Source organism: Ruminococcus sp. AM31-15AC (assembly GCF_003462045.1).
In the GTDB taxonomy this organism is placed as follows: domain Bacteria; phylum Bacillota; class Clostridia; order Oscillospirales; family Ruminococcaceae; genus Hominimerdicola; species Hominimerdicola aceti.
This window is the reverse complement of the sequence record NZ_QTYG01000033.1, coordinates 21,026-31,241: the sequence shown is the minus strand read 5'-3', so window position 1 is coordinate 31,241 and position 10,216 is coordinate 21,026. Positions and strand designations below refer to the sequence as shown.

The 10,216-nt window shown below is 42.2% G+C and carries 12 protein-coding genes; 8 read left to right on the top strand and 4 right to left on the bottom strand.

Annotation, left to right across the window (positions count from 1 at the left end; genetic code table 11):
- Positions 1-191 precede the first annotated feature (191 nt).
- A complete protein-coding gene (locus tag DW793_RS09915; RefSeq protein WP_118157893.1) occupies positions 192-1,019 on the top strand; it encodes a sporulation initiation factor Spo0A C-terminal domain-containing protein in 828 nt (275 codons plus the stop codon).
- A 553-nt stretch (positions 1,020-1,572) separates the two neighbouring features.
- Here the strand turns inward: DW793_RS09915 and DW793_RS09910 are convergent.
- Entirely contained in the window at positions 1,573-1,929 is a 357-nt protein-coding gene (locus tag DW793_RS09910) for a DUF1292 domain-containing protein (protein ID WP_022286619.1), read from the bottom strand.
- Positions 1,930-3,514: 1,585 nt separating this feature from the next.
- Complete coding sequence (locus DW793_RS09905; RefSeq protein ID WP_118157891.1) at positions 3,515-4,483, bottom strand: aldo/keto reductase; 969 nt, start codon at positions 4,481-4,483, stop codon at positions 3,515-3,517.
- A 207-nt stretch (positions 4,484-4,690) separates the two neighbouring features.
- On the opposite strand from DW793_RS09905, the gene ylxM reads away from it, so the two are divergent.
- The 6 genes from ylxM to DW793_RS09875 all read left to right on the top strand — a co-directional run bounded on the left by ylxM (position 4,691) and on the right by DW793_RS09875 (position 7,948).
- Positions 4,691-5,086, top strand: coding sequence for a YlxM family DNA-binding protein (ylxM, locus tag DW793_RS09900; RefSeq protein ID WP_118157889.1), 396 nt, complete (start codon positions 4,691-4,693; stop codon positions 5,084-5,086).
- A gap of 33 nt (positions 5,087-5,119) precedes the next feature.
- Positions 5,120-6,487 carry a signal recognition particle protein gene (gene ffh, locus DW793_RS09895; protein ID WP_118157887.1) on the top strand — a complete coding sequence of 456 codons (1,368 nt, stop codon included), beginning with the start codon at positions 5,120-5,122 and terminating at the stop codon, positions 6,485-6,487.
- A gap of 67 nt (positions 6,488-6,554) precedes the next feature.
- Positions 6,555-6,797, top strand: a complete 243-nt coding sequence (gene rpsP / locus DW793_RS09890; protein ID WP_022286623.1) for a 30S ribosomal protein S16 — start codon at positions 6,555-6,557, stop codon at positions 6,795-6,797.
- A gap of 113 nt (positions 6,798-6,910) precedes the next feature.
- Positions 6,911-7,144 (top strand): KH domain-containing protein, encoded by a 234-nt coding sequence (locus DW793_RS09885; RefSeq protein WP_118157885.1) that lies wholly within the window; start codon positions 6,911-6,913, stop codon positions 7,142-7,144.
- Between the two features lie 54 nt (positions 7,145-7,198).
- Positions 7,199-7,558: a sulfite exporter TauE/SafE family protein gene (locus tag DW793_RS09880; protein WP_252969833.1), complete on the top strand. Its 360-nt coding sequence runs from the start codon at positions 7,199-7,201 to the stop codon at positions 7,556-7,558.
- A 9-nt stretch (positions 7,559-7,567) separates the two neighbouring features.
- Entirely contained in the window at positions 7,568-7,948 is a 381-nt protein-coding gene (locus tag DW793_RS09875; protein ID WP_118157883.1) for a sulfite exporter TauE/SafE family protein, read from the top strand.
- Here the strand turns inward: DW793_RS09875 and DW793_RS09870 are convergent.
- Positions 7,907-8,767 (bottom strand): metallophosphoesterase, encoded by an 861-nt coding sequence (locus DW793_RS09870; RefSeq protein ID WP_118157881.1) that lies wholly within the window; start codon positions 8,765-8,767, stop codon positions 7,907-7,909. The two genes, DW793_RS09875 and DW793_RS09870, sit on opposite strands and share 42 nt — an antisense overlap.
- Positions 8,730-9,161, bottom strand: coding sequence for a Holliday junction resolvase RuvX (gene ruvX, locus DW793_RS09865; RefSeq protein ID WP_046440438.1), 432 nt, complete (start codon positions 9,159-9,161; stop codon positions 8,730-8,732). Before ruvX ends, DW793_RS09870 begins: the two co-directional genes overlap by 38 nt.
- Positions 9,162-9,463: 302 nt before the next feature.
- Here ruvX and DW793_RS09860 point away from each other — a divergent pair, with 302 nt between their 5' ends.
- Positions 9,464-10,180 carry a hypothetical protein gene (locus DW793_RS09860; protein ID WP_117896433.1) on the top strand — a complete coding sequence of 239 codons (717 nt, stop codon included), beginning with the start codon at positions 9,464-9,466 and terminating at the stop codon, positions 10,178-10,180.
- The last annotated feature ends 36 nt before the right edge of the window (positions 10,181-10,216 follow it).

The following is a 10,216-nucleotide window of genomic DNA, read 5'->3' as shown; positions in this document are numbered from 1 at the left end:
GGTCATAACCGACATTTGTTTATTTACTATGTATAGATTGTTATTTACTATGTATAGATTGTTGCGTATTTCTAAAACATAGTACAAAAAGCAAGAAAATTAAGTAAAAAACTTGAAATTATATTGTAAAGATGTTATACTGCAAGTGTAGTATAAAGTTAAAAAAATAAAAAATCGGAGGAAGATTTAAAATGTGTAAAAAAGACGTGATCAAAATCCTTGTCGGAAGCCTCAATCAGGCTGGCATGAAGGTGGCAGACTATCTGAAAAAACAGGGGTACAATGTTGCGCAGTCAGACTACAATCCACTGGAGATACAGCTTGAGGTGCTTAAAAGCAAACCTGATTTTCTGATAATTTCAGAAATAACGGAGTTTCCATACGAGCTGTGCAAAAATCTCAAAGGGGCTTGTCCTAAGCTGAAAATAATCATGCTTTCCGACAGAAAAACCAACAATGGAAACAATGGACTTGCAAAATACGCAGACATGATAATAAAAAGTCCTCTAAGCTGTGCGGATATCAAAAACGCAATCAGAGCGCTTCAGTGTCCTGACGATTCTGCAGATCCGAACATCACAATAACACGAAGCACTGACGAGTGGTACACCAATGGCGACATACAATCTGCTATATCCACCGTGATGAAGAGATTGTGCATAACTCCAAATTATAACGGCTATGGCTACATCAAAGAGGCAATAAAAATGGCTCTTACGACAGACAAAGCCAACAGACGTGTTACAAAGGTCATTTATCCAGAGATAGCGGCGGCACATGGAGTAACCACAGTAAGCGTTGAAAGAAACATGCGCACCGCCATAAGGATCGGTTGGGAAAAGGCTCAGGACAAAGACAAAGCCGAGATATTCGGTAATTTTGCCATAAGACCTGACCACTACCCCACTAACAGCGAATTTATTTTCGTTGCCGCCGAATACATAAACAGCAAATATCCAGCGGAAAAGGCATTATCAGCCACCGCTGAACATACTAGCGAAAGTAATTTATTTATCTGACAAGAAGAAAGCCGTTATGCCCACAGGCACAGCGGCTTTTTTCTATATAAACGAAACGTCCTGCAGTAAATGACAACGGGCTGCCCTGCGGACGCAGATCTTTGGCTGCGTCACCCACTGTCATACGATCACTGCAGACGCTCCGTTATCTCATTTTATGCCGACATGGTTTTTATGACACAAAAAAGCGTACCGAAAAATCGGTACGCTCAGTGTTTAAGTAAAAGCCGCCTTGCCGTCGCACAGCCGATAAACCCGCTATAAAAGCAGGGTGGGTAAAACAGCCTGAAAGCTTCACGCTCCCTTCGTCCGTTTCCGAAACGGCAAATGCGGTTTCGTTCGGGAGGTCTGCAATCCATTTCCAGAGTCTGAATCCCTTTTTAGAAGTGTTGGATTTATAATAACTGTGCTTGTTCGCACAAGGCAGGAAACTTTTTCTGTTACTTAGTATATCACAACATATCCATAATATCAATAGGTAATTTCAGCAAATCAAAGTACATAAAATTGTACATTTTACATATTGACAAGCCTATATGCTGAGATATTTTTCTTATGACAGGTGGTCGTGATCGTGACAACCGCAGCCACAGCCGCAATCATCGTCTTCGTCCTCATCGTCAAACTCGAACATTTCATCGATACGCTCCATGAACATCTGACCGATCTTCTCATACTCGTCATCATCTTCGATAGATGCAAGTATCTCGTCATTGTTCTCGTCATACTCAGCCTTGAGTATCACAACGTCGCCTGAATCTTCAAGGGCTTCGTCACCGTTCTCATAATAAGGAGTGAGAGCATAATACTTCTCGTCACCATATTCCATTGCGTCCAACAGCTCAAAAGTCTGCTTATTACCATTTTCGTCCTCCAGCTCGTAGAGGTCCGGCAGAAACTCGTTATCCATAATTATCCTCCTAACATGATCTTGTGCGGTATATCGGCACTTTCTGAGTGGGATATATCGAAAAAATCAGAACAGAAAGACTGTTTCTGACCACCGCAACACTTTAATTATACTACACTGCAAAATCAAAGTCAAGCGCATTTTGTAAAAGTAATATTAAATATAAAAATCACAAAAAAGTTGAGAAAAACTATTGACAAGTAACAAAAGATGTGGTATAGTATAGTCAAGGAAAAACAAAGAGCCAAACAAAAGCAGACAACAGGGTTCGCTGAAACGGTCAACGGTCTGACGATACAGTAACGATTTCAGAGGGCACGGCAAAGCGAAGTGAGGCGAGAGGTTTTCCTTATATATCACAGGCAGATCGGTGGACACAGCATATACCCGACACTAGGTACACTACAGTTCAGCAGGCGGGCAGGCTCATCGGATACCTAATAAGATATGAAAGGAGCGAGTCCAATGGACGCATCAGAGATCCAGGAGAGTATCCATAGGCTCGGCAATTTCTTAAAGTAAAAAAGGATCAAGACGCAGACGAATGAGCTGACAGGAATCCAGACATATATGATTTACACAGGAAGAAATTGCAGAGCCTCATGGACTAATCACAGCACAGAGTTACTGCAATTTAAGGATACTCTCAAATTTAGAATTGAATATTTTGCAACTTTTATATAAGGAGTGATCGACATGATCGGTTACAGAAGGTTTGCAAATAAAATTTAGACAGGAGTGTTTCCAATGCACAATTTCAGCTTTTCAGAGGTAAAGAAATAAACTGAAAGAGTGATTCCAATGTAAAATTTAGCTTCTGAACATAAAAAGCTCACAGAGCTATAAAAATCAAATAAATTTCGAGGAGTGGTGCATATGAAAATGCACAAAAGGAACTTGAACATGAAATAGAATGGAGTGAGTCCGCCAAGAAATTTACGAGCTTAATGCTCTTACTGATTTGATTTACTGACTAAGATTTTTCTAAAGATCATATAATATACTGAAGGAGTGGTGCGTTATGAAAATGCACTCAAGGCTTTTGAACATCTGATATTTGGAGGTGAATCCGCCAGTTACTTCAGCAAGGCTTATCTGATATGGTAAGCGTAGGATCTTGAAATTATGCGAAAGGCGATAATTCCAATGGAAATGTAATAAATTTCATTGACAATAAATTTCACGAAAGGTGTTAAGTCCAATGGCACGTTAAGTTTTATCTACTGAGGCATAACTTAATATTTTGAAAGGAAATAGATCCAATGGAAAGGTAATTTGCACTTAGAGATTATTTTTACCGAAAGGAAATAGATCCAATGGAATAGCTTATATTATGCGGACAGAATTTTACTGAAAGGCGTGAGTCCAAAGTACAATTTAGCATGAGTTTACGACTAGAATTTTCAGAAGGGCGTAATACCAATGGCATAATCAATATGAACGTACATACTTAACTATGTGGTGTATTCAGATATCACATAGTTAAGTTTTTTTGTGTAAGGGGTGGAACGTCGAGGACGCCGTCCCCTACAACGTATCAAGAATAAATAAAGCACCCTGCGGATCAATGCAGAGTGCTTTTATTTTATATCATATTTTCAAGGAAAGCCACTGTCTTTGGATCGTATGTAAGATCCTGCGCTTCCATATCCTCGTCAAGCTGCCACAGCTTTGTTACTGCGAAAACTGACGATACAAAAAACGGCTGGCTGTTCAGATAGCCGAGGGTTATCTTTGCCGGAGTGTCCCCCGTCTGCTCGCTGAGCTGTTTTACCTTTGCAAGTCTTGCAAGATTAGCAGGGCCTGCATACTGTCCCTCAGGGAGATTGTTTGCAGCGTCGCCCTTTGCAAGCTTTGCAAAAAAGCCCTTTGCCTGCGGGGAGAACGCCATAACAGGAAAATCATGCTTCTTGTACCAGCGGAACTCCTTTGTATCCATACAAACAAGAGTATTGTCACCGAAAGTTTCAACGCTCGAATGAGCAAGGCTGTAGTTTATCTGGCTGATCCTGATAGGCTCCATACCGTTTTCCTCAGCAAACTTATTCGCTTCCTCTATCCTCTGAGTTGTCCAGTTTGAAACGCCTATAAAATGTATTCTTCCGCTCTCATAAAAATCATTGAGAACCGGCATTATCTCTTCCACAGGTATCTTCGGGTCGTCACGATGGAGAAAATAAATATCCACATAGTCAACGCCCAGCACTCTCAGGCTTGCTTCAAGATCCTTTGTAAGCTCTTCCCTGCTAAGACGGCTTTCGTCCATATGACCCATTTCAGGGTGACCACCCTTTGTGGCGATACAAATTTTGTCACGATTGTTTCTGGCTTTGAGCCATCTGCCTATTACGCCCTCGCTGGAATTGTGACCATTCTCAAGCCAATCGCAGTAAACTCTTGCGGTATCGATACACCAGCCGCCAAGCTCTACATATTTGTCGAGAAACTCAAAATACACATCATCACAATCGTTTCTCTCAAAACCTGCCGCACCAAAAGTCAGGGCAGGGACTTTCATTTCATATCTGTCGTTTTTCAACACATAGCTTATCATATACTCTTCCCCCTTGGCATACAATTTCTTATACTATTTATCATCACTATGTCTGTCAATTAATGATTATACCATATAAAAAGGACTTTTTCCACAGAATTTTGTTAAATTTTATTTTTTCATAAAAACCCCTTGACAAGTCGGTAAACTTGATATATAATTGTAAAGGTTTATGACTTTACAGGAATCCATTGGGAGGTAAGCGGTATGAGTAAAAATTTGCAAAACAGCGTTTTGCTCGACTTGTATGGCTGCCTGCTAACTGATAAACAAAACGAGATCATGGATCTTTATTACAATGACGATCTGTCGTTGGGAGAGATCGCCGCTCAGCTCGATATCTCAAGACAGGGCGTTCATGATGCTATAAAAAAATGTGAAACTGCAATGGCTGATTATGAAGAAAAGCTAAGTCTGCTAAAACAGCAGGAGGCTTATCTGGCAGAGCTTAAAGAGTTCAAGGCTCAGGCTATGGACGTTTTTAACGAGTGTAAAAAAAAGAATTATGCGAGAGATATCGCCGAAAAGGTGATAGTGCTTCTTGAAAATCTCGATTCTAAGCTTGATGAATTTGACAACGCAGAATATACCGAAGAAGAATAGATATAGATAAAAAAATTATACGGAGGACAGCTTATGGCGTTTGAAGGACTTTCAGAAAAACTAAACGGCGTGTTCAAGCGTCTTAAATCAAGAGGTAAACTTAGCGAAGCCGATGTAAAAGAGGCAATGCGTGAAGTTAAAATGGCTCTGCTTGAGGCTGACGTTAGCTACAAGGTAGTAAAAGATTTTATTGCCAAGGTAACAGAGAGAAGCGTTGGCGAGGAAGTGCTGAAGAGCCTTACTCCTGGTCAGCAGGTCATAAAGATAGTTAATGACGAGCTTATAAAGCTCATGGGCGAGGCTAACTCGAAGATAAACTTCCCTAACAAGCCGCCTTGCATCATAATGATGTGCGGTCTTCAGGGTTCAGGTAAAACAACACACGCTGCAAAGCTTGCGAAGATGTTCAAGAAAGAGGGCAAGCGTCCTCTGCTTATAGCAGCCGACGTTTACAGACCTGCGGCTATCGAACAGCTAAAGGTTGTGGGAGAGAGAGCCGAAGTCGCAGTATTTGAAATGGGTCAGATAGACCCACGAAAGATAGTAAAAGAGGGTATCAAGCACGCCAAGGATTACGGCAATGACCTTGTTATCATAGATACGGCAGGACGTCTTCACATTGATGAGGAGCTTATGAACGAGCTTAAAGACATCAAGAAGATCGCTGAGCCGAACGAGATAATGCTCGTTGTTGACGCTATGATCGGTCAGGACGCCGTAAAGGTAGCTTCAAGCTTTGACGAGGCTCTTGGTATCGACAGCGTTATCCTTACAAAGCTCGACTCTGACACAAGAGGCGGTGCGGCGCTTTCAGTGCTTGCTGTAACAGGTAAGCCTATCAAGTTCGTTGGTATGGGCGAAAAGCTTGACGAGTTTGAGGCTTTCCACCCTGAGAGAATGGCTTCAAGAATACTTGGCATGGGCGATATGCTCACACTTATTGAGAAAGCTACTCAGACAGTTGACGAAAAGGACGCCAAAAAGCTTGCAGAAAAAATGCAGGAAAAGGGCTTTGACCTTAACGACTTGCTGGAGCAGATGAAGCAGATACAGAAAATGGGCTCTATGAAGTCTATTATCAGAATGCTTCCGGGCGCAAACAAGGTAACAGACGAGCAGGTGGAGCAGGGCGAGGTTCAACTGAAAAAGACTGAGGCTATGATAAATTCAATGACTAGGGCTGAAAGAGAAAAGCCTGCGATCATTAACCCTAAGAGAAAAAGACGTATCGCTGCCGGAAGCGGCACGCAGGTATCTGACGTAAATCAGCTTCTTAAGCAGTTTGAACAGATGCAGAAAATGATGAAGCAGTTCGGTATCGGCGGAAATCTTCACGGAAAGAAATCCAGAAGAAACAGAGCGGCACTTCTCAAAGGACTTGGCGGCGGAATGCCACAATAGTTGATAAGCTATCAGCAATCAAGTGATTGATTTGATATATGAAGTTTTTTATGGAGGTGAAAATACAATGGCAGTAAAGATCAGACTCAGAAGAATGGGCGCTAAGAAGGCTCCTTTCTACAGAATCGTAGTTGCTGATTCAAGATATCCAAGAGACGGACGTTTCATCGAAGAGCTGGGCTACTATGACCCAACTAAGGAACCTTCTGTACTCAAGGTTGACGACGAAAAGGCAAAGTCTTGGATCGCTAACGGTGCACAGCCAACTGATACAGTTAAGGCTCTTCTCAAGAAGAACGGCACTATCTAATAGCTGACAAGACAATTCAGACGGTGAGCTGCTTATCCCACCACTTCGCTTGCCGTTTTCGGCGGGGAAAACGCTTCCCTGCCGCATTTTCGTGGGAGAATGGAGATATTTTTATGAAAGAATTACTCGAAACTATAGTTTCTGAGCTTGTTGAAAACAAGGACGCTGTTGAGGTCGTTGTTGACGAGCCTAACACAGAGGGTATCGTGGTTTATCATCTTCACGTTGCTCCGGACGATATGGGCAGAGTTATCGGCAAGCAGGGCAGGATCGCAAAGGCTATAAGAGTCGTAATGCGTGCCGGTGCTTCCCGTGTGGATCAGAAAATAATGGTAGAGATAGACTGATAGTTCAGTGAATAAATCATCACCCTGTACAGATAATAGTATGGGGTGATTTTTTTGCGTATAAATAAAAAATACTTCAATGTACTCACAGGTATAGCCGTGGGGATATGCAACGGATTTTTCGGCTCGGGCGGTGGAATGATAGCAGTGCCTATGCTTGAAAAAGGCGGCAGTGAGGCGAAAAAAGCTCATGCCACGTCCATTGCTATAACGCTTCCATTGTCTATTATAAGCGGTCTTGTATATTTCAAGGGCGGAAGTCTTGACATTTGGCAGGCAGTGAAGTTCATACCCCTTGGGATAGTGGGTGCGGCAGTGGGTGCAATGCTCATGAAAAAGCTTTCAAACAGCCTGCTAAAACGTATTTTTGGCGCACTTATGATAATTGCAGGCGTGAGGATATTTATGAAATAGGGTGATATTATGGCTTGGTATACCATATGTGCGGTGGCTTTTCTCACAGGTATCTTTGCCTCCATGGGTCTTGGGGGCGGAATGGTGCTTATAGTTTATCTGACGGTCTTTGCAGGCTTTTCGCAACTAGCGGCGCAGGGGATAAATCTTGTGTTTTTTATCCCTATCGCAATAATAAGCCTTGTGCTTCACACGAAAAACAAGCTTGTGGAATGGAAAAAAGCCGTTCCCGCAGTTTTGTGGGGAACGGCTGCTGTTATCATATCAGCATGGCTTGCAAACAGGATAGAGCAAAGCCTGCTTTCAAAAGCTTTCGGTATTTTCCTTATCCTAATGGGACTGAAAGAGTTATTTTTCAAGAGTGAAAAGCACAAGTTCAAAAGGGTCTGAGAAACGCTGTGTCCAGCCACTATTGCCTACTCCCCTTGACACCACAAGGGTTGTATCGTTCACGCTGTAAGTGCCGTCGGTGTATTTCGGGAATAGACCCTGACCAGGTGCATAAAGACCATTCACAAAGGGAAGCCTTATAAGTCCGCCATGTGCATGACCTGTGAAGTCGATATCGATATGCGTACCATACTGCACTGCGGTCTTGCTGAAATAGTTGCAATCCTCAGGATAGTGGTTTAGCAGTATGACAAAATCCTCTGTGACCTGAGAAAAAGCCTTGCTGTCATTTTCCATATTGTCAAAGCCCAACAGGCTTATAGTATCACCATTTCGTGTGAGTGTGGTATGCTCGTTATAGAGGACGTTTACACCATAGCTTTCACAGCCTGCAACAAACTTTTCCCTTTCCTCCTGAGAAAGATTATATTCATGGTTGCCCATAACAAGATAGACAGGACATATCTCAGGGAGCTTTTTCATAAGCTCAAGGGAACGGTCAACATCGGGGAAGATCTGATCTACGCTGTCCCCTGTAACAAAGATATAGTCAGGCTCACAGTCTTTGACCTTTTCCGTCAGCCTATCTACGTAGCCTTTGCCCCACTCGTTGTGGAAGTCAGATATCTGAACTATCTTACAGCCCTCGAAGCCCTCAGGTAAGTTATCAAAATGCGCAGACAGCTTTTTGACCTCGATATAGGTATTAGACCACACGAAATCGGCTAATATCATTACCGCAAGCACTATTATCACTATGATGATATTTCTTTTCTGTTTTTTAGTCAGCCTGCTTTGCTTTTTTTCTTCTGTATTCAAGATAGCCCTCCAAAATTATCGTTGCGGCAACTGTATCTACAACAGCCTTTCTTGCCTTTCCCCTGACGTTTGTTTCGTTAAGGATATTGTGTGCGGTGACAGTTGTGGAACGCTCGTCCCACATTCTCACCGGCAGGTTGGTACGCTCTTTCAAAAGCTCAGCAAACGCCCTGCACTTCTCTGCTCTTGGCCCTTCCGTGCCGTTCATGTTTATAGGCAGACCTACTATTATCTCACCTGCACCGTATTCAGCCGCTGTCTGAGCCGCCTTATCTGCAAGCCTTTCGGCGTTTCTCTCAGGAACAGTGCCAATAGGAGAAGCAAGAAACTCAGAGCGGTCGCTTATTGCAAAGCCTGTTCTTGCGTCACCATAATCTATTGCCATTATTTTCATTTTGTGTACCTCTATATCAAGACTTTTCTTATCATTATATCATGATACTGTCTGTAAAGCAAGTCCTAAAGCAGAATTTAGGAAATTAAACTGCAAGGACGCAATGTGGAAAAGCTTTCTGCAGATCATTTTCTCAAAAAAGTAAAATAGTTCCTTAAATACTGTGATTATTTGTGCATTATGGTTATTGATTTTTATTTTTAATTATGTTATAATGCTTTATTATCAGAGGGTATGCACAAATATCAGGGTTAGGTTTTGTGCAAAATTATATTTTGTAAGAATTTGAAAGGAAAAAGAAAATGAAGAAATTTTTATCGGCAGCAATGTCTGCTATCATCGCCTGCGCTTCAATATTCTCATGCACACTGACTGCTTTTGCCGAAGATGCAGAAACTGAGGACGTTACAATAGATTGCTCCTCCGCAGAAGCCGCAAGCAATTGGACACAATCTCTCACCATTGAACAGGGCGACTTCAATGCTACAAGGCTCACAAAGGATTCAAAGATAGTTGTTACATTCAACAGTGAGGACGTAAACGAAAAGTCAGGCAACAAATACAGTGCAGAGCTTATTTTTCAGAGCTGGGAGAATACAACTACATCAGTGGCACAGGACGGTGCAGTTTGGGCAAAGATAGCCCCTGTTGAGTTTGACGAAACAACGGCTACATATGACTTTGAGTCTATCGCAACTGCATACGGCACAGATGATTTTAGCCAGGTATACAAAATAATGGTAGGTGCAACTGACAGAGCGAAGATAACGGTGACCGGTGTAAAGATAACAAACTGCAAGACAAAGACTTATGCAGAAAAGGAAGAAAAAGACTCAAAGGGAACAAACCCTATTATCATAGTTATTGCGGTCATTGCAGGAATCGCTATCGCAGTTGTGGTAATTGTGATAATCATGAACAAGAAGTCAAGCGAAGCCTTTGACGTAAGCACCGGCAAATTTGTAGACAAGAAAAACCTTTTTGACGAGTCTAAGAACGATGAGGACGAAAAGAAGTAAAAAATAACGCTGTCAGCAGGAGGACGAGCAGTTCGT